Source organism: Pseudomonas putida (assembly GCA_041879295.1).
In the GTDB taxonomy this organism is placed as follows: Bacteria; Pseudomonadota; Gammaproteobacteria; order Pseudomonadales; family Pseudomonadaceae; genus Aquipseudomonas; species Aquipseudomonas putida_Y.
Genome location: CP047152.1, coordinates 365,325 through 391,997, shown reverse-complemented (window position 1 = coordinate 391,997; position 26,673 = coordinate 365,325). Strand labels below are relative to the sequence as shown.

Annotated in this window: 23 protein-coding genes; 5 read left to right on the top strand and 18 right to left on the bottom strand. The window is 61.1% G+C overall.

Annotated elements, in window-relative coordinates:
* Positions 1-624, top strand: coding sequence for a glutathione S-transferase (locus tag GST84_01780; protein XGB11156.1), 624 nt, complete (start codon positions 1-3; stop codon positions 622-624).
* 149 nt (positions 625-773) lie between these two features.
* Here GST84_01780 and creD read toward each other — a convergent pair whose 3' ends face one another.
* From creD to GST84_01760, 4 genes are all read right to left on the bottom strand, one after another.
* A complete protein-coding gene (creD, locus tag GST84_01775; protein XGB11155.1) occupies positions 774-2,102 on the bottom strand; it encodes a cell envelope integrity protein CreD in 1,329 nt (442 codons plus the stop codon).
* Positions 2,103-2,209: 107 nt separating this feature from the next.
* Positions 2,210-3,646 carry a two-component system sensor histidine kinase CreC gene (gene creC / locus GST84_01770; GenBank protein XGB11154.1) on the bottom strand — a complete coding sequence of 479 codons (1,437 nt, stop codon included), beginning with the start codon at positions 3,644-3,646 and terminating at the stop codon, positions 2,210-2,212.
* Entirely contained in the window at positions 3,646-4,326 is a 681-nt protein-coding gene (creB, locus tag GST84_01765; GenBank protein XGB11153.1) for a two-component system response regulator CreB, read from the bottom strand. The genes creC and creB overlap by 1 nt, the downstream gene beginning before the upstream one ends.
* A gap of 147 nt (positions 4,327-4,473) precedes the next feature.
* Positions 4,474-4,974, bottom strand: a complete 501-nt coding sequence (locus tag GST84_01760; GenBank protein XGB11152.1) for an ATP-dependent zinc protease — start codon at positions 4,972-4,974, stop codon at positions 4,474-4,476.
* A 181-nt stretch (positions 4,975-5,155) separates the two neighbouring features.
* On the opposite strand from GST84_01760, the gene GST84_01755 reads away from it, so the two are divergent.
* Positions 5,156-6,043 carry an acyltransferase gene (locus GST84_01755; GenBank protein ID XGB11151.1) on the top strand — a complete coding sequence of 296 codons (888 nt, stop codon included), beginning with the start codon at positions 5,156-5,158 and terminating at the stop codon, positions 6,041-6,043.
* 85 nt (positions 6,044-6,128) lie between these two features.
* Here GST84_01755 and GST84_01750 read toward each other — a convergent pair whose 3' ends face one another.
* Positions 6,129-6,704 carry a DUF2780 domain-containing protein gene (locus GST84_01750; GenBank protein XGB11150.1) on the bottom strand — a complete coding sequence of 192 codons (576 nt, stop codon included), beginning with the start codon at positions 6,702-6,704 and terminating at the stop codon, positions 6,129-6,131.
* A 200-nt stretch (positions 6,705-6,904) separates the two neighbouring features.
* Between GST84_01750 and GST84_01745 the strand changes: the two genes are divergently transcribed.
* Entirely contained in the window at positions 6,905-7,693 is a 789-nt protein-coding gene (locus tag GST84_01745; protein ID XGB11149.1) for a hypothetical protein, read from the top strand.
* A gap of 159 nt (positions 7,694-7,852) precedes the next feature.
* Here GST84_01745 and fdhA read toward each other — a convergent pair whose 3' ends face one another.
* The 7 genes from fdhA to GST84_01710 all read right to left on the bottom strand — a co-directional run bounded on the left by fdhA (position 7,853) and on the right by GST84_01710 (position 16,911).
* Positions 7,853-9,052: a formaldehyde dehydrogenase, glutathione-independent gene (gene fdhA, locus GST84_01740; GenBank protein XGB11148.1), complete on the bottom strand. Its 1,200-nt coding sequence runs from the start codon at positions 9,050-9,052 to the stop codon at positions 7,853-7,855.
* A 305-nt stretch (positions 9,053-9,357) separates the two neighbouring features.
* Entirely contained in the window at positions 9,358-10,215 is an 858-nt protein-coding gene (gene purU / locus GST84_01735; protein XGB11147.1) for a formyltetrahydrofolate deformylase, read from the bottom strand.
* A gap of 12 nt (positions 10,216-10,227) precedes the next feature.
* Complete coding sequence (gene soxG, locus GST84_01730) at positions 10,228-10,860, bottom strand: sarcosine oxidase subunit gamma family protein (protein ID XGB11146.1); 633 nt, start codon at positions 10,858-10,860, stop codon at positions 10,228-10,230.
* A 170-nt stretch (positions 10,861-11,030) separates the two neighbouring features.
* Positions 11,031-14,045, bottom strand: a complete 3,015-nt coding sequence (locus GST84_01725) for a sarcosine oxidase subunit alpha family protein (protein ID XGB11145.1) — start codon at positions 14,043-14,045, stop codon at positions 11,031-11,033.
* Complete coding sequence (locus GST84_01720) at positions 14,042-14,377, bottom strand: sarcosine oxidase subunit delta family protein (GenBank protein XGB11144.1); 336 nt, start codon at positions 14,375-14,377, stop codon at positions 14,042-14,044. The genes GST84_01725 and GST84_01720 overlap by 4 nt, the downstream gene beginning before the upstream one ends.
* Before the next feature lie 14 nt (positions 14,378-14,391).
* A complete protein-coding gene (locus tag GST84_01715; GenBank protein XGB11143.1) occupies positions 14,392-15,642 on the bottom strand; it encodes a sarcosine oxidase subunit beta family protein in 1,251 nt (416 codons plus the stop codon).
* Between the two features lie 15 nt (positions 15,643-15,657).
* A complete protein-coding gene (locus tag GST84_01710) occupies positions 15,658-16,911 on the bottom strand; it encodes an aminotransferase class I/II-fold pyridoxal phosphate-dependent enzyme (GenBank protein XGB11142.1) in 1,254 nt (417 codons plus the stop codon).
* A gap of 338 nt (positions 16,912-17,249) precedes the next feature.
* Between GST84_01710 and GST84_01705 the strand changes: the two genes are divergently transcribed.
* Positions 17,250-18,290 carry a threonine aldolase gene (locus GST84_01705; protein ID XGB11141.1) on the top strand — a complete coding sequence of 347 codons (1,041 nt, stop codon included), beginning with the start codon at positions 17,250-17,252 and terminating at the stop codon, positions 18,288-18,290.
* A gap of 34 nt (positions 18,291-18,324) precedes the next feature.
* Here the strand turns inward: GST84_01705 and GST84_01700 are convergent, their stop codons facing one another.
* The 5 genes from GST84_01700 to gbcB all read right to left on the bottom strand — a co-directional run bounded on the left by GST84_01700 (position 18,325) and on the right by gbcB (position 23,073).
* Positions 18,325-20,262 carry a HAMP domain-containing protein gene (locus GST84_01700; GenBank protein ID XGB11140.1) on the bottom strand — a complete coding sequence of 646 codons (1,938 nt, stop codon included), beginning with the start codon at positions 20,260-20,262 and terminating at the stop codon, positions 18,325-18,327.
* Between the two features lie 180 nt (positions 20,263-20,442).
* Positions 20,443-20,745: a cell division protein ZapA gene (zapA, locus tag GST84_01695; GenBank protein ID XGB11139.1), complete on the bottom strand. Its 303-nt coding sequence runs from the start codon at positions 20,743-20,745 to the stop codon at positions 20,443-20,445.
* Positions 20,742-20,972 carry a hypothetical protein gene (locus GST84_01690; GenBank protein ID XGB11138.1) on the bottom strand — a complete coding sequence of 77 codons (231 nt, stop codon included), beginning with the start codon at positions 20,970-20,972 and terminating at the stop codon, positions 20,742-20,744. Before GST84_01690 ends, zapA begins: the two co-directional genes overlap by 4 nt.
* 143 nt (positions 20,973-21,115) lie before the next feature.
* Positions 21,116-21,856, bottom strand: coding sequence for an RHS repeat-associated core domain-containing protein (locus tag GST84_01685; protein ID XGB11137.1), 741 nt, complete (start codon positions 21,854-21,856; stop codon positions 21,116-21,118).
* A gap of 116 nt (positions 21,857-21,972) precedes the next feature.
* Entirely contained in the window at positions 21,973-23,073 is a 1,101-nt protein-coding gene (gene gbcB / locus GST84_01680; protein XGB11136.1) for a glycine-betaine demethylase subunit GbcB, read from the bottom strand.
* Positions 23,074-23,368: 295 nt separating this feature from the next.
* Here gbcB and gbcA point away from each other — a divergent pair, with 295 nt between their 5' ends.
* Positions 23,369-24,661 carry a glycine-betaine demethylase subunit GbcA gene (gene gbcA / locus GST84_01675; GenBank protein ID XGB11135.1) on the top strand — a complete coding sequence of 431 codons (1,293 nt, stop codon included), beginning with the start codon at positions 23,369-23,371 and terminating at the stop codon, positions 24,659-24,661.
* A 1,241-nt stretch (positions 24,662-25,902) separates the two neighbouring features.
* Here the strand turns inward: gbcA and GST84_01670 are convergent.
* Positions 25,903-26,673 carry an electron transfer flavoprotein subunit beta gene (locus tag GST84_01670; protein XGB11134.1) on the bottom strand — a complete coding sequence of 257 codons (771 nt, stop codon included), beginning with the start codon at positions 26,671-26,673 and terminating at the stop codon, positions 25,903-25,905.

The following is a 26,673-nucleotide window of genomic DNA, read 5'->3' as shown; positions in this document are numbered from 1 at the left end:
ATGAGCACGATGACCCTGTTCCACTCGCCGTTGTCGCCTTTCGTGCGCAAGGTCATGGTGGTGTTGCACGAGACCGGCCAGCTTGAGCGTGTGCAGTTGCAGCCGGTGAACATCAGCCCGGTGAGCGGCGACCCGCAGCTCAACCTGGACAATCCGATTGGCAAGATCCCGGCCCTGCGCCTGGAAGACGGCACCGTGCTGCATGACAGCCGGGTAATCTGCGAGTACCTCGACATGCAGCACGTAGGCCTGCCGCTGCTGCCGCGAGAAGGCTCGGCGCGCTGGCGGCGCATGACCTTGGTATCACAGGCCGATGCGATCATGGATGCGGCGGTGTCGAGCCGTTATGAGAGCTTCCTGCGGCCAGAAGACAAGCGCTGGGATGGCTGGCTGCAGGCACAGGGTGACAAGATCCGCCGTAGCCTGGCCAACCTGGAGCAGGAGCACTTGCCGGAGCTGATCTCCGGCTTCGACCTGGCGGCGATTGGCGTGGCCTGTGCGCTGGGCTATCTGGATTTGCGTCAGCCCGGGTTTGGCTGGCGCGAGCACCAGCCTGGGTTGGCGGCGTGGTATGCCGAGGTGGTCAAGCGGCCATCGATGGTCGCTACAGCGCCAGTGGCCTGACAGGGCCCCTTCGCGGGCAAGCCCGCTCCACAGGTAGTGTGCGCCGTACCTGTGGGAGCGGGCTTGCCCGCGAAAGCTTCACCTAGGTATCACAGGAAACAACAGCCCGATCCTGAGCGCCAACCAGCGCCCGATCTCTCTATCCTCCCTCATGCCGCCCTCCCCACACGCGCCCAGTCCAGCCGCCGGGTCAGCACCATGAACACCCCAAGCAAGCCGAAACACAACAGCGACCCCATCAGCAGGGCATAGTCTTCGGCACTCAGCAGCCCGAAGAGCAGCGCGTACAACGCCGCCAAACCCGCTGCAAAACCCACCCCTCGCCACAGGCTGCGTAAAACATGACTCAGGTAGAAGCCGATCAGCAGCACACAGCCCGAAGCCGACAGCCCATACGCCAGACCAAAGCCAATGTGCTCGGACAACGACAGCAGCAGCAGATAGAAGAACGCCAGCGCCACGCCCACCAGGATGTACTGCACGGGGTGCACACTCAGGTTCTTCATTACTTCGAACAGGAAGAAGCCGGCAAAGGTCAGGGCAATGAACAACAACGCGTATTTGATCGCCCGCTCGCTTTTCAGGTACTGGTCCACCGGGTCTATAAAACTCACGCCAAAGCTGCGCTCACTGAAATCCGTACACTGCCCGGCGATAGCGCACTGGCGTATGGCATCCTCAAGGTTGGTGGCAAAGAACGAGGTTTGCCAATGGGCACTGAAGCCTTGAGCATCGATTTCGCGGCGGTTGGGCAAGTAGTTGCCGACGAAGCTCGGGTGCGGCCAGTTGGCGCGCATGTCCACGCTGCTGGTACGGCCCACGGGGACCACGTGCAACTGGCCGGTACCTTGCAGCGCCAGGTCAAAGCCATAGCTGAACGCTCGCGCCTGTAGCCCGTCCAGCCCCGGCAGGCTGGCGTGCACGCCGCCACGCATCCAGTCGAGCTGGGTGCCGGCCTCGAACGGCACTTTTTGCTCATCCATGCTCAGCTCCAGACCACTATCGATACCACGGATATCACTGATGCCCACCACCAGGAACGGCGTGTCGAAGCGGTAGTCGTCAAAGTCCTTGTCGATCCCCCAATGCGCCGGGAGCTTGAAGCGGCCGCTGATACGGCCTTTGGTGTGAAACAACCGGGCCTGGTAGATGCCGCGGGCGCGCAGTTCGGTGTCCACACCCAGGTCGGCGTCGAAGGTTTCCGGCAGGAAGTACAGGTGGCCGGCGATGGTGCTGGTTTCCTGGGTACGCTCACCGTCCTTTTCGATCCAGCGGCGCTGGTACTTGCGGTACGGCACCACCAGCAGCGGGCCGCTGAGTTGCTGGTCGAAGCTGGTGCTCTGGGCAATATCGCGCAGCACGCCGTCGCGCATGGCCTGGCGTTCGTCGATCAGGCCGTTGATCAGCAGTAGCGGGATGAGCAACAGCAACATCAGCATGGCGATCATGCCGAGTTTGAAACCGAGGGTCTTGTTCATGTGGCCTCCTGTGGCAGTGGGCGCAGTGTCTGCGCCTTGCGTGGAGGCTTTGTGGAGAGACTGTGTGATTTGAGTGTATTTGGGGCTGCTGTGCAGCCCCGGCTGTCTCAGCTGATGCGCCGAACCGGCAGCCACAACCGCACGCGCACCCCGCCATCGACGTTGTCCACCGCCAATGCCCCGCCATGCAACTGCATCACCTCGGCCACGAAGTTCAGCCCCAGCCCGGTGCTCTTGCGCCCGCTCCCGGGTCGCGGCAGCGAGTAGAACCGCTCGCTGACCCGCCCGATGGCGTAGGCCGGTATCGCTTGCCCCTGGTTGAACAAGCTCAACGCCACCCGTTCGCCATCGCGCTCTAGGTCGAACAGCAGCGTGCCCCCTTCCGGGGTGAAGTCCAGTGCGTTGTCGAGCAGGTTGGCCAACGCCTGGCGCATCAGAAACGGATCGCAGAGCAAGCGCAAAATGGCAGGCACCCGCTGACGTACCTGCAAACGGGCGCCTTCGATACGCGCTGCATGGGCCAGCAGCAACTCATCGACCAACGCCGCCAGCGCCACCTGCTGCTCGTCCTCCAGCGCCTGCATCTGCTCGACCCTGGCCAGGTTGAGCAGCCGCTCGATCATCTGCTGCAACCGCTCGCTCTCGCGCTCGATATTGCCGGCGAAGCGCGCCCGCTGATCAGCGGGCATGTCCTCGGCCTGCAACAGCTCCGAAGCACCACGGATGGCCGCCAGCGGGCTTTTCAGCTCGTGAGTCAGGGTGTGCACGTAGCGCTCGACATAGGCCTTGCCTTCCAGTTGGGTGCGCATGCGCTCCACTGCCTGTGCCAGGTTCGCCAGCTCGCCGCCCTTGTAATGCGGAAGCTCCGCACGTTCCCCTTCGCTGACCGCCTGCGCATAACCTGCCAACTTGCGCAGCGAGCGCGCAAGCCACCACGACAGAGCCGCACCGATCAGCAAGCCCAGGCCGATCAGCCCTAGCCCCAGGCTGAGCAGGCGCCGCTCGGAGCGGTCGATGTAGGGTTGCAATGAGCTATTGGGCTTGGCGACGGTGACAACGCCGATGATCTTGCCGTTGTCGATGATCGGCGCGCCAACGTGCATCACCGAGGTGCTTTCGTCGTTGGGGTCGCTGCGGGTGGAGCGGGCGCCATACTGGCCACGCAGGGTCAGCAGCACGTCATTCCACTGCGAGTAATCCTTGCCCAGGGCCTCGCCACTGGAGTCCAGCAACACGATGCCCTTGGCGTCAGTGACATAGATGCGGTGGCTGACCTGGTTCTTGGCCAGCCCCCAGATCTGTGCGCCCGGGCTGCGCGAGCCGTAGGCCTCGAGCACCTCGAGCAAGCGGCCCTCGTTCAGGGTGCCGGCCTTGACGTCATCCCGCAGGATTTCTGCCAGCAGGTTGGCAGTGTCTACCAATGTTTCTTCGGAGGATTGGCGCACTACCGGTCGAATCTGTTCGCGTACGGTATTGAGCAAGAAGTAACCGGCCAAACCGACGAACAGGAAGTACACCAGGAAGATGCGAATACCCAAGCGCATCAGGCGTGCTCCGGGCTATAGCTGTAACCGAGGCCACGATGGGTCTGGATCGGCTCGGCTTCACCCGCTACCTGGCGCAGCTTGGCGCGCAGGCTCTTGATATGGCTGTCGATGGTGCGCTCATAGCCCACATCGGAGGCCACGCCCAAAGCGTCGAGCAGCTGTTCGCGGCTGAACACCCGCTGCGGTTGTTCGAGCAGGCATTGCAGCAAGCGGAACTCATGCCGGGTCAGCGTGAGCGGCTGGCTGCGGTAGGTGATCTGCATGCGCAAGGTGTCGAGGTGGAACAAGGTGGTTTCGCCGACAACCTCGGCCCTCGGGGCCATGCGTTTGAGGATCGCCCGAACGCGCGCTGCCACTTCACGAGGGCTGAAAGGTTTTACTACGTAGTCGTCGGCGCCGATTTCCAGGCCCACTACGCGGTCGATTTCACCGTCCCGCGCGCTGAGAAACATCACCGGTACCTCGGTGAACCGGCGCAGCTGGCGACAGGTTTCGAAGCCACTGATGTCGGGCAGGCCGATGTCGAGGATGACCAGGTCGGCCGGGCGCTGGCGCTGCTGGTCGAGGGCGGCACTGCCCAGGGTTACCCATTCGGTGCTGTGACCGTCGGCCTGCAGGGCGTAGACCAGGGTGTCGGCGATGGCGGCTTCGTCTTCGACGATGAGGATATGAGGCATGGCGTCCGGCCTTGCGGTTTTGAAGGTTGGCACATCTCAGTGTAGGAGCGGGCTTGCCCGCGAACACCGGCGAAGCCGGTGCCTGACACCACATTATGTGTGTTCGCGGGCAAGCCCGCTCCTACATTGTATGGCGCACGCTTCAGATCAACAGCCTGGCTTGCCAGCAGTGAACTTCTTCGCCGGGTTTACCGCCGCCTTGAACTCGCGCAGTGCCTTGGAACCCACCAGCAGCGGGTAGTTGAAGTTGCTGCGGTCCACCAGATTCACCTCGACGGTACGCTTCACATCCCCCAGGCACAGCTCCAGGTCGACCACCGGGCGCTTGGAGACCTCTGGCGCATCCCCTTCGTCCTCTTCATCGGCACGGCCCTTGATCTTGCTGATGCGCGAGACCTTGTGCTCGTAAACCTTGCCGTCCGAGTCCTTGGTCGCCAGGCGGAAGCGCACCCACTCGTCGCCATCGCGGGTGAACAGCTCGATATCCTTGGCCGACAGCGACGCGGTGAAGGCGCCGGTATCCATCTTGGCTTTCAGGGTTTCGCCCAGTTCAGGCAGGGCAATGTTCTCGTAACGGCCGTATATAGTGGGTTCGGCTGCCATTACCGGCAGCGCCAACAACGACAACAGGGCAAGCAGTGGTTTCACAGGCAGGCTTCCTTGAAAGGGTCAGTGCTTAGACTGCACTGGCAAGAGAGGTTCGCTTACACAAGACTAAACAACATAACGTGAAACATTTGTTCCCGCCGCCGGGCATTGGACATTTGGCGTAGGCCACCGCCCTGCTTATCATTGCCAACCGTTTATCTCCCACAACAAGAGTCTCTTTATGCGTCGCCTGCTGACCGGCATTCTCACTACCACCCTGCTGCTGCTCAATACCGTGGTATTGATCTGCCCGCTGCTGGTCTTCGCCCTGCTCAAGCTGGTGTTGCCAGGCCGTGGCCGCGACTACGCGTCGTGGGCGGTGATGTGGGTGGCCGAAACCTGGTCGGAAATCGACAAAGCCATCTTCGCCCTGTGCATCCCTACCCAGTGGGACATCCGCGGTGTGGAAAACCTGCGCAGGGACACCTCGTACCTGGCCGTGAGCAACCACCAGACCTGGGTCGACATCCCGGCGCTGATCGAAAGCCTCAACCGCCGTACACCGTTCTTCAAGTTCTTCCTGAAAAAGGAGCTGATCTGGGTGCCGTTGCTGGGCCTGGCCTGGTGGGGGCTGGATTACCCGTTCATGAAGCGCTACAGCAAGGCGTTTCTGGAAAAGCACCCGGAGCTCAGGGGCAAGGACCTGGAAATCACCAAGGCGGCCTGCGAGCTGTTCAAGCGCCAGCCAGTGACCGTGGTCAATTACCTGGAGGGCACCCGGTTTACTGAAGCCAAGCGCCAGGAGCAGCAGTCGCCGTATCGCTACCTGCTCAAGCCCAAGGCGGGTGGTGTGGCGTTTGTGCTCGCGGCATTGGGCGAGCAGTTGGATGCCCTGCTGGATGTGACCATCGTGTACCCCGGCAACAAAGCACCGGGGTTCTGGGACTTGCTCAATGGCAGCATCAGCCGGGTGATTATCGACATTCAGGTGCGGGAGCTGGACCCGGCGTTGTGGGCGGGGGATTACGAGAATGATCCCGAGTTTCGGCAGACGGTGCAGGCTTGGGTGAACCAGCTGTGGGTGGCGAAGGACCAGCGGATCGAGCAGCTGCGGCAGGAAATGAGCTGATAATTTTCAAGTGTCTGCCCGGGCCTCTTCGCGGGCACCCTGCGAAGAGGCCCGGGCAGACTGCGCAAGAATCCTCACCCGACCTTCAGACCGAGGGCTGAGCCAATGGCGCCGGTGTGGTCCACAAACTCCCCAGATTCTGCAACAACGCCCCGGCAATCCCCTGCTGCCCCAGGTACTGCAGCAGCAGCGGCGCAAACTGCCCGATCATCCCGGTATCCATGCCTAGCGCCTTGAACGCATTGTCCAGGTCGCTACGGTTTTCCACGTTGTTGCCCAGTGCGTTGCTCAACGCCGACTGGCTCTCGCTGCTCTTGCCCAGCAAATCACCCAACCCACTTAACCCGCCCAGCGCATTTGCACCGGCCAGCAGGTCCAGCCCTGGCACCGCCTTGGTCAGTTGCCCATAGTCATCGCTGCTAAGGTTGTTGCGTGCCAGCCCCAGCATGGCTCCTGCTCCGCCTACCGCCTGTTCAGGGGTAATGTTCAACTGGCTGCCCAAGGTGTTGAGCAAATTGGCCTGCGCTTCGGGTGCCTGTATCTGGCCTTGTTGTTGCTGGTTCTGCATGGCGGACACGGCGTTGGCGGCGTCGCTGAGGTTGAAGGCGAACACCGGGCTTGCGGCCAGGGTCATCAGGGTTGCCAGGGTGATTGCTTTCATCGGGAGGGACCTCGTTGGCCGGGATGGCCTGGGAAACGACGATTTGACTTGTGGTTTTGGGGTTTGTTCCAAGTCAATTATCGGGACTCTTGGCCATTAAGGGCCGGCATCGCCTACCTGATATTTCTGTCAGTAGCGGACTCCGCTGGATTGGCAGACACTGCCGAATGTGAATTCACAGCCGCTATAGGTCAAATTCAATGAGTAAACACCAAACACATACCTATACTGCCTATGGTTACGCAACGACATTGCCGTCGGGAAAAGCATGTCAAGGATTTAATGGTGAGTTCCCTGACGCGCTGACAGGGCTTTACTTTCTAGGTTCCGGATATAGAGCATATGAAACCAAACTGATGCGCTTCATATCACCTGACAGCTTAAGCCCATTTGCTGAAGGGGGCATTAATTCATACTGCTACTGCGGCAACGACCCAGTCAACAACAGTGACCCCACGGGCCATGTCGGTGTACGCGCAGCTATTGTTAAGCGGCGACTTCCATTGCCCCGGACACGCTCACAGACACTGCTTCAACTCGATAGTCCGGCCCAAGTCAACACACCTTATCATCGGGATGCTCCGCCTTACTTTACCTCCCATCCCGCAGTATTTTCGACATCAGGTACTCCGCCCACTTATAACCTTGGAGCGCTTCCAAGCTATTCCGAGCAGTTGCCAACCGGGCATCAGCGCATTGTCACACCTACCCTGTTGCCCACTGATAAAGGCCCGAAATTTCTGCCCCCCCCTAGACCACCTAGATATCCGATACCTGAACCCCAGCCTGAGATAAAAGCTGCTCTTCCGCCAGATCAAGCTCGAGCATACCGAGTTAGGCTACAGGCTATGCACGATAGATATCGCCGGTTGAAACAGGTACTCAGAAGGTTGGAACGTGGAGACATGCATGTCCCTGAAGAACTTCGCCGGAATATCGAACAATTGCGCCAAGAGGGAACCCGCATCCGAGAGTTGCTAGCAGATTAGCGTGAAGTAAAGTCGACCCAAGAGCGTTATGTGAGCAGCGTTATACCAGCTGTCGAAAGTAACGCGATCACAAGTGCAGATGCTGGCTGAGATGCGATAAGCCAGAACAGCCATAAAAGAGCCCCTCTGAATCGAGGGGCTCTTTCTATTTAGCGCTTTTTACGCCGCGCCCCACATCTTATGCGGGTCAATCACAAACTTCTTCGGCACACCCGCATCAAACTCGCCATACCCTTCCGGCGCCTGATCCAGGTTGATCACCTGCACACCCACCACTTCAGCAATGTTGATGCGATCCCACATGATCGCTTGCATCAGCTGGCGGTTGTATTTCATGGTCGGGGTCTGGCCGGTGTGGAAGCTGTGCGATTTCGCCCAGCCCAGGCCAAAGCGGATGCTCAGTGCGCCGATCTTGGCAGCGGCATCCACCGCGCCTGGGTCTTCGGTTACGTACAGGCCCGGGATACCGATGTTGCCGGCTACGCGGGTCACTTGCATCAGCGAGTTCAGCACGGTGGCCGGGGCCTCGTGCTTGGCACCTTCATGGCCGTGGCCACGGGCCTCGAAGCCTACGGCGTCGACAGCGCAGTCCACTTCCGGCTCGCCGAGGATGTCGACGATCTGCTCGTGCAGCGGGGTGTCCTTGGACAGGTCGACCACTTCGAAGCCCTGCGACTTGGCGTGGGCCAGGCGGGCCGGGTTGAGGTCACCGACGATTACGCAGGCGGCGCCCAGCAAGCGCGCCGAGGCAGCGGCGGCCAGGCCGACCGGGCCAGCACCGGCAACGTAGACAGTGCTGCCTGGGCCAACGCCAGCAGTCACGGCACCGTGATAGCCGGTGGGCAGGATGTCGGACAGGCAAGTCAGGTCACGGATCTTTTCCATGGCCTTGTCGCGCTCAGGCAGCTTCAGCAGGTTGAAGTCGGCGTATGGCACCAGCACGTATTCGGCCTGGCCGCCGGTCCAGTCGCCCATGTCGACGTAGCCGTAGGCACCGCCGGCGCGCGCCGGGTTGACGGTGAGGCAGACACCGGTGTGCATCTCTTTGCAGGAACGGCAGCGGCCGCAAGCGACGTTGAACGGGACCGATACCAGGTCGCCGATCTGCATGCGCTCGACATCGCGGCCCTTCTCGACGATTTCACCGGTGATTTCGTGGCCCAGGACCAGGCCGACCTGGGCAGTGGTGCGGCCACGGACCATGTGCTGGTCAGAACCGCAGATGTTGGTGGAGACCACCTTCAGGATGACGCCATGTTCGATTTTCTTGCCGCGCGGGTCCTGCATTTTCGGGTAGTCGATGTGTTGCACTTCGACCTTGCCGGCGCCGAGATATACCACTCCACGATTGCCAGACATTGCTTGTACCTCGCTTGATTATTATTTATGCAGCGTTGGTTGAAGCGCCGCCATCCGTGGGCGGCATGTACTACTGGAATGCAGGGAATTGTGGGCCGGATGGGGCCGGACGCACTGACTGGAAGCGACAGGGAGATGCCTTTTCGCGGCAGGGCTGTCGTCGGAGGATATGAGGGAGATACCGAGGCGCATAACTGCACTGGCCTCTTCGTGGACAAGCCCGCTCCCACAAGGACTGTGCTGGGCCCGAAGGCGGCGCAGTACCTGTAGGAGCGGGCTTGCCCGCGAAGAGGCCAGAACAGGTGTTAGAGAACCACAGTCCGGTTGGCGTTGAGGAACACCCGTCGCTCGATGTGATAACCCACCGCTCGCGCCAATGTCAGGCATTCGATATCCCGCCCTTTGGCAATCAGGTCTTCGGGATAGTGACTGTGATCCACCACCTCGACACCCTGGGCAATGATCGGCCCTTCATCCAGGTCGTTGTTGATGTAGTGCGCCGTGGCACCGACCATTTTCACACCCTTGTTGTAGGCCTGGTGATAAGGCTTGGCGCCTTTGAAACCCGGCAACAGCGAGTGGTGAATATTGATCGCCCAACCATCCAGACGGCGGCAAAGCTCGGGCGACAGTACCTGCATATAGCGGGCAAGAATAACCAGCTCAGCACCGGTCTCCTCGATCACCTGCAGCACCTTGCGCTCTTGCCCGGGCTTGTCCTTGGGGTCGAGTGCGAAGTGGTAATAAGGAATCTTGTGCCAATGCGCCAAGGGTTCGAGGTCCGGATGGTTCGACACCACGGCCACCACATCCATACCCAATTGGCCAATGCGCTGGCGATACAGCAGGTCATTCAGGCAATGGTCAGCCTTGGACACCATGATCACCACCTTGGGGCGGTGGTTGGGCGCGGTCAGCTCGAAGGCCATGCCGAACGCTTCGCTGCGCTCGGCGAGGCCGGCCCGGAAGCCCGCCTCGTCGAAATCGTCCGGCTGACGAAACTCGACGCGAATGAAGAAGCGCCCCGACTGCCGGTCATCGAAGGAGTGGTGCTCCGTCACGTAGCAGCGCTGCTCGAAGAGGTAACGCGTCACCACGTCGACGGTACCGAGCATGCTCGGGCAGTCGGCGGTGAGAATCCAGGTATCCGGTGCCCGACTCATGTTCTGGTCTCCTTAAGCTTCGATGCTCAAGCCGTATTCGGCAGAAGCGTCCTGCAGCCACAGCCACCAGTAGTCGGCAAAGCTGCGGCGAATCACCAGCTCCCAGGTGTCTTCTGCAGTGCGGCGGATCACCAACTGCGACTTGGCGAACACGGTGCCCACAGCCTTGCCCACCGGGAAGTTGTTCGGGTGAACATCATAGCTGGTGGACTTCATCAGCACGTCGCGCACGTTCGGGCCGCGCAGTTCCAGCAGGCTTTGCCCGCCACTGACATTGACTACCTGAATGTGCTGGCCTTCAAGGGCCGCGCGCAGCTTTTGCTCGACTGCCAGCTCCTGACCGCCGGGTACGATCAGCAACCACTCGTCGGGGCCGACCCATTGCAGCGACATATCCTTGTTGGCGACCACGGTCAGCGCCACTGGCAGCTCCAGGCCAAGGGCCTTGTGCACGCCGGCGGCGAATTCCGGGTTGTGGCCATCACCGCGCAGGGTGAGGTGGCCGAGGAACTTGCGTTCACGCAGGGTCACGCCTGCGTTCTTGCGGCCTTTGCCTACCAGGCTGGCCAGGTCGGCATGGTGCAGTGGCGACTGGGCTTTGGCCTCGGCGCCGGGGTTTTGCTGGAAGACGTTGATAGCGCTCATTTCTTACCTGCCTTGAATTCTGGATTCGACCACGATGCCTGCGGGAGACGGCCATCCTGTGGGAGCGGGCATGCCCGCGAATGCGATGTTGAATTCACCGCCCTCTTCGCGGGCACGCCCGCTCCCACAGAGTCCTCATTCCACGCCTGGCACCGGTTGGACCGGGGGCCTTAGACGTTCTGCCGCTCACCCTTCGGATCGAAGAACACCGAAGACACGATTTCCGCCTCGATCACGCTGCCATCCGCCTGCGGCGAGTAGACACGCTCGCCCATGCGCTTGCGGCCGCCTTTGACCACACCCATGGCGAACGAGTAGCCCAGGGAGTTGGACGCGTAGCTGGAGGTGACGTGGCCGACCATGTCCATCGGGATTGGCTGTTTCGGGTCGAACACCAGTTGGGCGCCTTCCGGCAGCCACTTGGTTGGGTCGACCGGCTTCAGGCCCACCAGCTGCTTGCGGTTCTCACGTACGCAGTCTTCGCGGTTCATGCCACGCAGGCCGATCCACGAGAACGGCTTGTTGCGGCCAACGCACCAGCTCATGTTCAGGTCGTCCGGGTTCATCGAACCATCGGTGTCCTGGCCCACGATGATGAAGCCCTTCTCTGCACGCAGTACGTGCATGGTCTCGGTGCCGTACGGGGTCAGGTTGTACTTCTTGCCGGCCTCGATGATCTGTTCCAGCACGCCCATCGCGTAGTTGGCCTGCACGTTCACTTCGTACGACAGCTCGCCGGTGAACGAGATACGGAACACACGGGCCGGCACGCCACCGACGTTGCCTTCCTTCCAGGTCATGAACGGGAAGGCTTCCTTGTCCATGTCGATGTCGGTCAGCTCGCTCAGCAGCTTGCGGCTGTTAGGGCCGGACAGGGTCATGGTGGCCCAGTGGTCAGTGACCGAAGTGAAATACACCTTCAGCTCTGGCCACTCGGTCTGGTGATACAGCTCCATCCACTGCAGCACGCGGGCAGCGCCGCCGGTGGTGGTGGTCATGATGAAGTGGTTGTCGCCGACGCAGGCGGTTACGCCGTCGTCGAAGACCATGCCGTCTTCCTTGCACATCAGGCCGTAGCGGGCCTTGCCCACGTCGAGCTTGGTCCAGGCGTTGGTGTAGATGCGGTTGAGGAATTCGCGCGCGTCCGGGCCCTGGATGTCGATCTTGCCCAGGGTCGAGGCGTCCAGCAGGCCGACGCTGTCGCGCACTGCCTTGCATTCACGCGTGACGGCAGCATGGATGTCTTCGCCGGCTTTCGGGAAGTACCACGGGCGCTTCCACTGGCCGACGTCTTCGAACTCGGCGCCATTCTTCACGTGCCAGGCATGCAGGGCAGTGAAGCGCACGGGCTCGAACAGGTGACCACAGTGACGGCCCGCTACCGCGCCGAAAGTGACCGGCGTGTAGTTGGGGCGGAACATGGTGGTACCCATTTCCGGGATGGTGATGCCGATCGAACGGGCGGCGATGGCCAGGCCGTTGATGTTGCCCAGTTTGCCCTGGTCGGTACCGAAGCCCAGCGCGGTGTAGCGCTTGACGTGCTCGACCGACTCGAAGCCTTCACGGGTGGCCAGTTCGATACCGGCTGCGGTCACGTCGTTCTGCTGGTCGACGAACTGCTTCGGCCCCTTGGTGCCTTTGTCGTGCGGCACCAGGAACAGTGCCACAGTGGCCTCTTCCTTGCGCGCCACGGTTTTTGGCAGGGTGCCGACAGTGGCCTTGAAACCGGCCTCAGTGGCTGCGCGGACGCCGCCTTCGAAGCCATCGGCAATCACATCGCCCAAGGCATACACGCCGTTGATACCACCGACGCACTCACGCTTCTGCGGCGCATCGCCCGGCACAAAGCCAAGGATATCGTCACGCCATACCGGGCGACCGCCCAGGTGCGAAGCCAGGTGCACGATCGGGCTGTAACCGCCCGAGGACGCGATCAGGTCGCACTCGAGGACTTCGCCTGGGCTGGTGACTTTGTGCGCCTGCACATCGATGGCCGCCACACGGGCACCGGTGACGTGCTTGCTGCCTTTGGCCTCGACCACGGCGCTGGAGGTGAGGATGCGAATGCCTTTGGCACGCGCTTCTTCAACCAGCGAACCACGCGGGTTGTGGCGGGCGTCGGCAATGGCGACCACTTGCAGGCCTGCGTCGTGCCAGTCCAGCGCGGCGCGATAGGCGTGGTCGTTGTTGGTCGACAGTACCAGCTTGCGACCCGGGGCCACGCCATAGCGGCGAACATAGGTGGAAACAGCACCGGCCAGCATGTTGCCCGGCACGTCGTTGTTGCCGTACACCAGCGGGCGCTCGTGGGCGCCGGCAGCCAGTACCACACGCTTGGCGCGAACGCGGTGCACGCGGTGGCGAACCTGGCCGATCGGGGCGCGATCGCCGAGGTGGTCGGTGAGGCGCTCGTGAATGGTCAGGAAGTTATGGTCGTGGTAGCCGTTGACCGTGGCACGTGGCAGCAGGGTCACTTCTGGCAGGCTTTCCAGCTCTTTGACCACTGCGTTGACCCAGTCGGCGGCAGGCTTGCCGTCGAGGGTTTCGCGGGTGTCGAGCAGGCTGCCGCCGAACTCTTCCTGCTCGTCAGCCAGGATCACGCGGGCACCGCTGCGCGCAGCGGCCAATGCCGCAGCCAGGCCAGCAGGGCCGGCGCCGACGATCAGCACGTCGCAGTGCCGGTTCATGTAGTCGTAGCTGTCAGGATCGTTCTGCAGCGGTGCACGGCCCAGGCCGGCGGCTTTACGGATGTACTTCTCGTAAGTCATCCAGAACGATTTGGGGTACATGAAGGTTTTGTAGTAGAAGCCCGGCGGCATCATGCTGCCGCCAACCTTGCCGAGGATGCCCATGACGTCGTTGTTGACGTTCGGCCAGCCGTTGGTGCTGGTGGCGACAAGACCTGCGTACAGCGCCTGCTGGGTGGCACGCACGTTGGGGATCTGGGTAGCTTCGCTGGAGCCGATCTGCAGGATGGCGTTCGGCTCTTCGGTACCGGCGGCGATGATGCCGCGCGGGCGCGAGTACTTGAAGCTACGGCCGACAATGTCGACGCCGTTGGCCAGCAACGCGGCGGCCAGGCTGTCACCGGCATAACCCTGGTAGGTCTTGCCGTTGAAGGTGAAGTTCAGGACCTTGCTGCGGTCGATACGGCCGCCGCTGGCGAGGCGATAGGTCTGGCTCATACTTTTTCCCCTTGGCCTTTGACGGTCGACGTGGCGCTGGCGGCTTTGCCATTGGCGGTCACTTGCGGCTTCTCGCCAATCTTGTAGGTTTCCAGAATTTCGTAGGTCACGGTGTCACGGGTGACGTTGAAGTACTGGCGGCAGCCGGCAACGTGGTCCCACAGTTCATGGTGAATACCGCGTGGGTTGTCACGGTAGAACATGTAGGTACCCCACTCCTCGTCGGAGCAGGCGTTAGGGTCCAGCGGGCGGGCGATGTGTGCCTGGCCAGAGGCGTGGAACTCTTCTTCGGAGCGCAGCTCGCCGCAGTGGGGACAGAAAATATGCAACATGACGGTGTCTCCGGTTAGTGGGCGACGGCGGCGGCGCCGTGTTCGTCGATCAGTGCGCCGTTGTAGAAACGGTCCATGGAGAACGGCGCGGCCAGTGGGTGCATTTCGCCCTTGGCCAGGCTCGCGGCGAAGACGTTGCCCGAACCGGGGGTCGCCTTGAAGCCGCCAGTACCCCAACCGCAGTTGAAGAACATGTTCTTGACCGGGGTTTTGGTGATGATCGGGCAGGCGTCCGGCGAGGTGTCTACGATGCCGCCCCACTGGCGGTTCATGCGAACACGCGAAAGGTTGGGGAACATCTCGACGATGGCCTGCAGGGTGTGCTCGATCACCGGGTACGAACCGCGCTGGCCGTAGCCGACCCAGCCGTCGATACCGGCACCGATCACCAGGTCGCCTTTGTCGGACTGGCTGATGTAGCCGTGCACGGCGTTGGACATGATCACGCTGTCGATGATCGGCTTGATCGGCTCGGATACCAGCGCTTGGAGCGGGTGCGATTCCAGCGGCAGGCGGAAGCCGGCCAGCTTGGCCATGTGCCCGGAGTTACCGGCGGTGACCACGCCGACGCGCTTGGCGCCGATGAAGCCTTTGTTGGTTTCCACACCGATGACCGCGCCGTTTTCCTTGCGGAAGCCGATCACTTCGGTTTGCTGGATCAGGTCGACACCCAAGGCGTCGGCAGCGCGGGCGAAGCCCCAGGCCACGGCATCGTGACGGGCAACGCCGCCACGGCGCTGTACGGTGGCGCCGAGGATCGGGTAGCGGGTGTTCTTGGAGCAGTCCAGGTACGGGATTTCGGCCGCAACCTGGGCAGTATTCAGCAGCTCGCCATCCACGCCGTTGAGGCGGTTGGCGCTGACCCGACGCTCGGAGTCACGCATGTCCTGCAGGGTGTGACACAGGTTGTAAACACCGCGCTGGGAGAACATCACGTTGTAGTTGAGGTCCTGGGACAGGCCCTCCCACAGCTTCATGGCGTGCTCGTACAGGTGCGCCGACTCGTCCCACAGGTAGTTGGAACGCACGATGGTGGTGTTACGGGCGGTGTTGCCGCCGCCCAGGTAGCCCTTCTCGATCACGGCAACGTTGGTGATGCCGTGCTCTTTGGCCAGGTAGTAGGCCGTGGCCAGGCCATGGCCGCCACCACCGACAATAACCACGTCGTAAACCTTTTTAGGGGTTGGCGTGCGCCACATCCGCTGCCAGTTTTCGTGGTGGCTGAGGGAGTGCTTGAAAAGGCCGAAGCCCGAGTAACGTTGCATGGTGTGTGACTCCACTCAGCGGTAGACAGGGAAATCTGCGCACAGGGCCGCGACGTTCTTCGCCACATCGGCTTCGACGTCTGCGTCACCGAGGTTGTCGAGGATGTCGCAAATCCAGCCAGCCAATGCCACACACTGAGCGACCTTGAAGCCGCGGGTGGTGACGGCCGGGGTGCCGATACGCAGACCCGAAGTGACGAACGGCGACTGCGGGTCGTTCGGCACGGCGTTCTTGTTGACGGTGATATGCGCACGACCCAGGGCGGCGTCGGCGTCTTTGCCAGTCAGGCCCTGACGGATCAGGCTGACCAGGAACAGGTGGTTGTCGGTACCACCGGAAACCACATCGTAGCCACGGTCGATGAACACCTTGGCCATGGCCTGGGCGTTTTCGATCACTTGCTGCTGGTAGGCCTTGAATTCAGGCTCCAGCGCTTCCTTGAAGCACACCGCCTTGGCAGCGATCACGTGCATCAGCGGGCCACCCTGGGCGCCCGGGAATACAGCGGCGTTCAGCTTTTTCTCGATCTCTTCGTTCGACTTGGCCAGGATCAGGCCGCCACGTGGACCGCGCAGGGTCTTGTGGGTAGTGGTGGTGACCACGTCGGCGAACGGGATCGGGTTCGGGTACAGGCCAGCGGCAACCAGGCCGGCAACGTGGGCCATGTCGACGAACAGCAGTGCGCCCACTTTGTCGGCGATGGCGCGGAAGCGTGGGAAGTCGAGGGTCTTGGAGTAGGCCGAGAAACCGGCAACGATCATTTTCGGCTTGTGCTCGACCGCCAGGCGCTCGACTTCATCATAGTCGATCAGGCCGGTGTTGGTGTCGATGCCGTACTGGACAGCGTTGTACAGTTTGCCCGAGGAGGACACTTTGGCGCCGTGGGTCAGGTGACCACCGTGGGCCAGGCTCATGCCCAGGATGGTGTCACCGGCTTGCAGCAGGGCCAGGTAGACCGCGCCGTTGGCCGACGAGCCGGAGTGCGGCTGGACGTTTGCGTAGTCGGCACCGAACAGCTGCTTGGCGCGCTCGATAGCCAGGGCCTCTACCTTGTCTACGTGCTCGCAGCCACCGTAGTAACGCTTGCCCGGGTAGCCTTCGGCGTACTTGTTGGTCAGGCCGCTGCCTTGGGCCTGCATGACGCGCTTGCTGGTGTAGTTCTCCGAGGCGATCAGCTCGATGTGATCTTCCTGGCGCTGTTCTTCGGCATTCATCGCCGCCAGCAGTGCATCGTCGTAACCCTGGATCTGGTCTTGCTTGCTGAACATTGTGTATCTCCCGGCAGCGATCATTTTTTGTCGTGGGGCACTGTGGCCCTTTGTGGCGATGTTATGACTGGTGGGGTCGGGTCAGATGCCTGCGCACGCCTTGCAATGGCGCGTTTACGACATTCGCTGTTGTGCTGTTTGTGCTGGCCCTTTCGCGGGTGAACCCGCTCCCACAGGTACGGTCGCGCTCTGAAGGCTTGCGGCGCCCTGTGGGAGCGGGTTCACCCGCGAAAGGGCCAGCCCGGACAACACAGAAATCAGCCGATGCACGGGTTGTATAGGCAAGTGCTGAATCGATGGTTTAGAGTGCTGTTCTGCGTCGTTCACAGGACCGTGCCATGACAGACAAGAGCCAACAATTCGCCAGCGACAACTATTCCGGCATCTGCCCCGAAGCCTGGGCGGCGATGGAAAAAGCCAACCGCGGCCACGACCGCGCCTACGGCGACGACCAGTGGACCGAGCGTGCATCGGAGTACTTCCGCAATCTGTTCGAAACCGACTGCGAAGTGTTCTTCGCTTTCAACGGTACCGCGGCCAACTCCCTGGCCCTGGCGTCGCTGTGCCAGAGCTACCACAGCGTGATCTGCTCCGAGACCGCCCACGTCGAAACCGACGAATGCGGTGCGCCGGAGTTTTTCTCCAACGGCTCCAAGCTGCTGACAGCGGCCAGCGTCAACGGCAAGCTGACGCCACAGTCGATCCGCGAAGTGGCGCTCAAACGCCAGGATATCCATTACCCCAAGCCGCGCGTGGTGACCATTACCCAGGCCACGGAAGTGGGCACGGTGTACCGCCCAGACGAGCTGAAGGCGATCAGCGCCACCTGCAAGGAGCTGGGCCTGAACCTGCACATGGACGGCGCACGCTTTACCAACGCCTGTGCTTTCCTGGGCTGCAGCCCGGCCGAACTGACCTGGAAGGCCGGTGTGGATGTGCTGTGCTTTGGCGGCACCAAGAACGGCATGGCGGTGGGCGAGGCGATTCTGTTCTTCAACCGCCAGTTGGCCGAAGACTTCGATTATCGCTGCAAGCAAGCCGGGCAACTGGCGTCGAAAATGCGCTTCTTGTCGGCGCCATGGGTCGGGCTGCTGGAAGATGGCGCCTGGTTACGCCATGGAAACCACGCCAATCATTGCGCGCAGCTGCTGGCATCGTTGGTCAGTGGCCTGCCGGGGGTAGAGCTGATGTTCCCGGTGGAGGCCAACGGGGTGTTCCTGCAGATGCCGGAGCACGCCATCGAGGCGCTGCGGGGCAAGGGCTGGCGCTTCTATACCTTTATCGGCAGCGGTGGCGCGCGCTTCATGTGCTCGTGGGATACCGAAGAAGCGCGGGTGCGTGAGCTGGCCGCGGATATCCGCACGATCATTGGTGGCTGAGCGAGTGCTGGGGCCGCCTTGCGGCCCCGGCGATCTAAAGCCTGAACCCACCCATCTGCCGCGCCAGGTCATCAGCCAACCCACGCAACGCCTGGCACTCCTCGCGGCACCCTTGCACCTCCGCCGCCGTCTCACGCGCCAAATCGGAAATCCCCTGCACCGTCCGGTTGATTTCCTCGGTCACCGCCGACTGCTCCTCGGTAGCCGTGGCCACTTGGTGATTCATGTCACTGATGTGCTCTACCTGGTCGGTAATCGCGCTCAGCGATGCCCCGGTGCGCTGGCTCGATTCCACGCCGCTGCCGGTAGCCTGCTGCCCTGCCTGCATTGAACTCACCGCCGAACCTGCCCCCAGCTTCAGGCGCTGGATCATCTGCTGCACTTCATCGGTGGACAGCTGTGTGCGCCGGGCCAGCGTACGTACTTCATCGGCCACCACAGCGAACCCGCGCCCCATCTCCCCTGCCCGCGCGGCCTCGATGGCAGCGTTCAGCGCGAGCAGGTTGGTCTGCTCGGAAATGCTGCGGATTACCGCGAGCACTTCATCGACCGAGGCGACTTCGTCAGCCAGTTGGCTGACCGCATCGGCCGCCTTGCCGATGTCACCCGACATGCCCTCGATGCCACGAATGGATCGTTGCACCACCTCGCGCGCCTGCAACGCCTCGTCTCGTGCCGACTGCGACGCCTGGGCCGCATCGCCGGCATTACGGGCGATGTCCTGCACGGTCAGGCCCATCTCGTGTACAGCAGTGGCGACCATTTCGGTCATCTCCTGCTGGCGCCCGGAGCGCTCGGCAGTGTTGTCCACCACCTGGGTTACCTGCTCCACGGCCCGCCGCAGCCGCTCGGAGGTACTCAACACCTCGCCGATCAGGCTGCGCTGGCTGTCCAGAAAGCGGTTGAAACCACGGGCCAGGTCACCCAGCTCATCCTGGCGCGAATCGTCCAGACGGTGGCTGAGATCCCCCGCTCCACCGCCAATCTGAACCAATGCAGCGGTAACGCGGCGGATCGGCCGCACCAGGCCTCGCGCCAGCAGTACCACCAACAGCAGTGACACCAACGCTACGGCGCCACCGATCAGGCTGGTCAGCCAGACGGCCTGATGCATTTGCGCGTAAATTTCCGACTCTGGCACTTCGGCCACAAGGGTCCAGTTGAGGTCGCGCAAGGGCAAGCCCAGCGCCAGGTAGCGCTCACCGTCACGGCTGAAGCGGCTGCTACGCAGGCTCGCGCCTCCGGTCATGACACCTTTGGCTGCGTCCGCGCCAAGCTGCTCGGCAAGCTGGCGCTTGCCACTGAAGGCACCATCGGGATGCACCTGGATCAAACCATCGTTGCGCACCAGAAACACTTTGCCGTGCTCGCCAAAGCTGAAATCGTGGATCAGCTTCGACAACTCGGTCATGCGCAGGCCCATGCCGGCCACACCCACCAGCTTGCCTTCCTTTTCCACACGATAATCGATGAACAGTGCCAGCTCGCCGGTGGCACCATCGATGTCGATGTTGATGAACCGCTCGGCGCCGCTGTCGATGTAACCGTAAAACCAATTGTCCTTGGGGTTGCTGCGGCTGAGGGTACGGTCCAGGCCCTTCTCGCTGTAGTAGTGGCCGGTTTCGGTCGAGGCGAACAGCGCAGTAAAAGCGTGGTTGCGCTGTTTGGCGGCGGCCAGGTATTCGATGAATTGGGGTGCCTGCGCGGGATCTTCACCGGCAGCAAGCCAGTCGCGCAGCAGAGTATTACCGGCAATGTCCGCGGCAGCGACCAACGGTTGCCCCAGCATGCGCTCGATGTCGTTGCGGATGGCCTCGACGCTGGCGGGCAGGGCAGTGTCGACCAGGTAGCGGTCGGTGAGACGGTTGAGCGCCACGGTGAAGATAATGACCACCACCAGGATGCTCGCCAGCAAGGCAGCGCCCATGCTGGTGATCAATTGCAACTGGATGCTCTTACGCCAGATACGCATGCCCCTACTCCCCGCACATTATTGTTCTGCGGAAAGTGTATACACTTGCGTATCCAGTTAATCCAGTGATCTGAAGCAATCAGATGCACCCCGCAGGAGCGGATTTACCCGCGAACGCGATGTTGAAGCCACTGACGCATTCGCGGGTAAACCCGCTCCTACAGGGGAAAGTGTGCGGTCTTATTGCTCTGCAATGGTCCGCACGATGGCATCCACCGTGGCGTCGATCTGCGCTTGAGTACGCGCAAGGGTCTGCTGATGCTCTTTCTGCAGCTCAACCTGTTTGGAGCACAGGTTAAGGGCAGCCAGCACCAGCAGTTTGTCACCGATCAAGGTCGGGTACTGACGCTTGGTCTCGTTAAGGGCTTTGTTGAGCATCCGTACCGCCTGGGCCAGGGTTTCTTCCTGGCCTTCGGGCGCCTTGATCGAATAGTCGATGCCGAGAATCGACACGACATTGATCGGCTGCTCCTGCAGTCTCATGCGCCAACAACGCCCGCGCTGGCACGCTCGACCAGGGCCTGGATGCGTGCTGCGGTAGCGCCGTTCTTCTCTTCCTGCTCCATCAGCGACAGTTGCAGGGTTTCGTTCTCTTCCTTGGCCTGGGCCAGTTCCTGGCCAAGGGCGGTGTTCTGCTCGATGAGTTGAGCGTTTTTCTGCATCAGGTCGCTGACCAGTTGCTCGATTTGATTCAGGGAAGCTTCCAGCATGGGTCTATCTCAGGTTGTTGCGAGGGGCACACACGATAAAGAAAAGTGCGCCCTATCGCCATTAAATATCGGATTCATAAGGTGTCGAACCCGCAGATTGACAGGATAACCGGCACCTTGTTCCGACTTGAGTCAACCGCCGGTCAGGAAAAAGATAGCTGCCTCACAAACTTCGCCCGAGGTACGGGCATGGGGCGGGGGGGCATTGCTGAGGAACTGAAGCCGCTTTGCAGCCCCACCGGTCCGACCGACTTACTGGCTTGCGAGTCAATTTGAGGATTACCGGCAAATGGGCCAACAAACGGCGAAAATTCGGCACCAGCCAGATCCATCACATAAGGTCCTGAGGCAGGGATCAAATGATCAACATGCTTCTTCAGAGCCTTACCGACCGAAACGACTTTAACGCTGAACCTCACGACGCTGCCAACAGCAGCCAACTCTTTGGCACCGGGTACTCCGTAAGAGGCCATGGCGCCGCCGATGCCGGCCAACCATGTAGCGCCCTCGCCCAACGTCTTCAACCGATCGCGGCCAGAAAAAAATGCTTTGATTCGCGATCCAAACCATACAACTCGTTTAGCCAGCACCCAGAGGCTGGACGTTCCACTTGGATCATGCCTGTTGAGCGGGTCTCCCAGGCAGTAGGCATAAGCGTTGATGCCACCTTTGGAAAACGGGCTTAGTTGGTCTGCAGACAAAAATCGCCTCAAGGTTGGGCTATATGCTCTTCTGCCATTGCCAAGCAGATAATTGCCAGTGGGGGCGTCGCGCAGCTCTCCATTGAATGCGAGTAGAGAAGCATGATTGCCAAATTGCGCGCCGTAGGGATCATATGGCGCTGAGCGGCACATACTCACGGCAAGCGAATTGCTTTGGTTCATACAGTCATCCAGAGTGGTTTCAGGCAACCTTACTCGGCCACCAGGCACTCTGAAACTGGCAAAAATGCCAGTCCTGCAATAGAACAGGGCTGCGCAAGCAGCCCCGATATCTCGAATCAGTAATCGATCCGCACATCCCCTTTCGGCACGCTGCAGCACGACAGGATGTAGCCCTCGGCTTCGTCTTCTTCGGTAATCCCGCCGTTGTGCTCCATCTCCACCTCGCCGCCCAGCTTGAGCACCTTGCAGGTGCCGCAGATACCCATGCCGCAGGCTTTCGGAATCATCAGACCAACCTTGGCTGCCGCCGCGTGCACGGTCTCGCCCGGGGCGATGCGGATGCTCTTTTCGCTACCGATGAACTCCACCAGATTAAGGTCGGACGCATCCAGCTCCGGTGCATCGGCCGCCTGCTCGGCGTGCTCCACGGCATCGGCCTTGGCTTCCGCCGGCGTCGCGCCAAACGACTCTTCGTGGTAATTCGCCATGTCGAAACCGACCGCTTCGAGCAGGCGCTTGACCGCTGTCATGTACGGCGTAGGGCCGCAGCAGAACACCACTCGCTCCATGTAGTCTGGCGCAATCAGCTCCATCAGCCGCTGATTCAGGTAACCGCGGTACCCCGCCCACGGCTCGCCCAGGCCATGCTTTTCGCAAATAATGTGCAGGCTGAAGTTGGGGATGCGCGAAGCCATCTGCTCCAGCTCGCGGTGGTAGATAATGTCCTTCGGCGAACGGGCGCTGTGCACGAACACCATGTCGACATTGGCGTTGGTGTCGTAGAACCAGCGCGCCATGGACATCACCGGAGTAATGCCCACACCGCCCGACAGGTACAGCACCTTGCCCGACGGGAAGTCGATGGCATTGAACAGGCCCACAGGGCCGTGCACCGGCAGCTCGAGGCCTTCGTGCATGGTGTCGTGCAGGAAGTTGGACACCAGGCCGCCCGGCACGCGCTTGACGGTGATCGAGAAGCTGTAGGGCACTGACGGCGAACTGGAGATAGTGTAGGACCGCATCACGGGCTTGCCTTCGATCTCCAGCTCCAGGGTGACGAACTGCCCCGGCTTGAAGAAGAACATGATCGGCTGGTCGGCCATGAAGCAGAAGGTGCGCACGTCCCAGGTCTCCTGGATGACCTTGACGCAGCGCACAATGTGGCGGCCGTTGGCCCAGGTCTGGGTAGTGACCGGATTGAGGAAGGTATCGGACATGTTCTTCTCCAGCGGCCGACTATGGCCCTTTTCATGGCTGCGATAATGCGCAAGCTGAAGACGACGTACATTCCTGCCTGCGACATCGACGTGCTTATCGCGACCAGCCCCGTGGCACAAGGGCTGGCGCGTCGTTATTCAAATCGGCCATGTCGCCCATGGATACGGTTCGCGGCGTCTTCGGACGCACACTCCACGGCAAAAGAACTAGCTGTTTTATCTGAAGCAGCCTTGCGGCACCACAACAACGATTAGCCACCTTTTGCCGGCCGCATACGGCCCCGAGGAATACACGATGGACGTCACCGCAACCCTGAGCCTGGGCGATCCACTTGAACCTGCACGCAAGGCCACCGCCGAGATGTTGCAGACCCGCGAGCGCACCTACTCGCTACCCCAGCCTTTCTACACCGACGAGCGTCTGTTCCAGATCGACATGCAGGAAATCTTCCATAAAGAATGGTTGATCGCCGGCATGACCTGCGAGATCCCGGCCAAGGGCAACTACATCACCCTGCAGATCGGCAAGAACCCGATCATTGTGGTGCGCGGTGCCGAAGGCAAGGTACATGCGTTCCACAACGTCTGCCGCCACCGCGGTTCGCGCCTGTGCGTCAGCGAGAAAGGCAAGGTGGCCAAACTGGTGTGCCCATATCACCAGTGGACTTACGAGCTGGACGGCCGCCTGCTGTTCGCCGGCACCGAGATGGGTGCTGACTTCGATATGAACCAGTATGGCCTCAAGCCGGTGAACGTGAAGGTTGCCGGGGGCTACATCTTCATCAGCCTGGCGGAAAACCCGCCTGCCATCGACGAGTTCCTGGCCACCCTGGACCATTACATGGAACCGTACGACATGGAGAACACCAAGGTGGCGGTGCAAACCACCTTGATGGAAAAGGCCAACTGGAAGCTGGTGCTGGAAAACAACCGCGAGTGCTACCACTGCAACGGTTCGCACCCGGAACTGCTGCAAACCCTGCTGGAGTGGGACGACACCAACGACCCGCGCGCCAGCCAGGAATTCAAGGACCACGTGGCCGCCTCCGCTGCAGCCTGGGAAGCCGAGAAGATCCCTTACCTGCACAAGAGCCACGGCCTGCGTAACCGTATCGTGCGCATGCCGCTGCTCAAGGGCACCGTGTCGATGACCATGGATGGCAAGCAGGCCTGCCAGAAGCTGATGGGTCGCATCAAGAACCCGGACCTTGGCTCGATGCGCATCCTGCACCTGCCGCACTCGTGGAACCACTGCATGGGCGACCACATGATCGTGTTCACCGTGTGGCCGATCAGCGCGCAGGAAACCATGGTCACCACCAAGTGGCTGGTGCACAAGGATGCCGTGGAAGGCGTGGACTACAACCCAGAGAACATGCGCAAGGTGTGGGACGCCACCAACGACCAGGACCGTCGTCTGGCCGAAGAGAACCAGCGTGGAATCAACTCCACCGCGTACCAGCCTGGCCCGTATTCGAAGACTTACGAGTTTGGTGTGGTGAACTTCATTGACTGGTACAGCGGGCGGATGCTGAACAACCTGGGAGCAGAGCCGGCGGCTTATCTGAAAGAAGTGCAGGCGCAATAAGCGACTGCACTGAGGTGTGGAGGGGCTGAAACATGGCCCCTCCAATTCACCTCGAAGGTCGTCTTTGTCTAAGCATCATCGTATCGTTCTGAAAAGCCCATGAATCCGAAGCCCTCTCTAAGGGGCTTGCTCGGCCCACTTCATGAGCAGGACGGTTGACTACAGATTGCCGCACCGGCAGACCACGCTGAAGTGAGCTCTGTACGCCTTCCAAAGCAATTTCCGGAGCAACCTCAGCCGGAACTCCGCCTGTCAATAAATCGAAATTTTTCCCGACCTGCCTTAGAGGACTGCTTCTTGGGCCAAGTGCAGCGTTGATCGCGCGTGCGCCAGTGCCGTCAGGCTTATCATCGCCCCGGCGTTCGCCCCCAAAATTGCACCCTCCACTCCTGCAAATTGCGCCGCAGCGCTTCCCAAGCTCAAGAGTGAACCGAATGTACTCATTCACGCAGCGTTAAGCCCCAGACGATCGGTAGGCGAAGGCCCCAGGAAGTTGTACCCCAAGGTCGGCCCATTCGACGCCATCCCCAAGCCTCGTGAAGTTACTGGATCCCGATACTGTCCACAAAAAGCCAGCCCAGGAGCCAGAGCTGCGTGATGACGCCGTAAGGCGTATAAGCACGGGGGTCGCAAACTGACGCCATGAGTTACCCACAAACATGAAGCCCTGTGGACACGATAATGGCTGGCTGGAGTTTTGCGGACTGGCAACACTGCCAGGCAGGGCGCTGATCATTATTTGATCATATTAGCCAAGCCCTCATTAGCACTGGGTTACAGCGGGGTTCATACACCTTGTCCACAGAGACACCAACAGACTTTGTGAGCAACCGATGAATTGTGTGGAACCGGGTTGTGGATAAGCGGTTCAAAGACCTGATTATCAGGGATCGAGCAAGATTCAAACGGGATTGATCATTTTTTGAACAAACCTATCAACACCTTTAACTACGCAGCCTGCAGCCGTAACCGAACAGATTATCCACAGACCGGCTAACAGGGATTGTGGGCAAAATCAGGAAAGTGCTGACATACGCGCCTGCAAAGACTGGAAGAGTGCCTGAACGTTTTTTGATCAAAAACCTGGAGAGCCCGTCACAAAAGGCCTGTAGACATGCACAAACACTTTATCCACACCTTGGCGAACAGTTTTGGTGGGCAAAAGCGCTCGGTCAATGCTGAGTATTGAATGAGGGAGCGGCCTTGCCGGGACGCTCCCATAAAGAGACCTCTAGCCCTGCTCAGCGCAGGACGCCCTCTTCCACCAGCAGCTTGAGGATCGCCTCAGCGCCTTCCTGCGGCGAAACGTCCTTCAGCACCTTGCCACCACCGCCACTGGCCTTGGCCGTCGCGGCCTTCATGCGGTCGGCGCCACTCTTGGCCTTGATCACCATCAAGCGCTTGGGCCTTGGACGGGCCGGTTGCAACTCGGCTTCAGCCAACAGCTCATCTTCGACAATGGCCACGTTACGCGCCGCCAATACTCCCCGGCGCGCAGGCCCAAAAGCGCTCTGGCGCGGCTTGGGCGCAGCGTTATCCACAGTCGCCAGCAATGGCAGACGTACCTTCAGCCGACGCCGCTGACCTCGCGGCAAAGCCTGCAACACCTGGGCGGTGCCGTTGTCGATCGATTCCACTTCGGCCAACCCGACAATCAGTGGCCAGCCGAGCTTTTCGGCCAGCAGGAACGGCAACATGCCCGAACCCTCGCCAGTCTCGGCCTGGCTGCCGGTCAGCACCAGCTGGGCACCGGCGTCGCGCAGATAATCACCCAGCACGCCCAGCACATCGGCCCCGGCCGGTTGCTCCAGCACGTCGAGGTGGTCCAGGCCCATGCCCAGGTAAGCGCGCAAGGCCTCTTCCTGTGGATCGCCCGCATGCACCACCTGCAAGTTATCCCCAGCCAGCTGCAAACCCAGCTCCACGGCGCGGGCATCCTGCTCGGCGCGGCGGGCGCGGCCGGAGCTGGGGTGGGCACCAATGGAAACCAGGCTGATCACTTTCGTACTCAT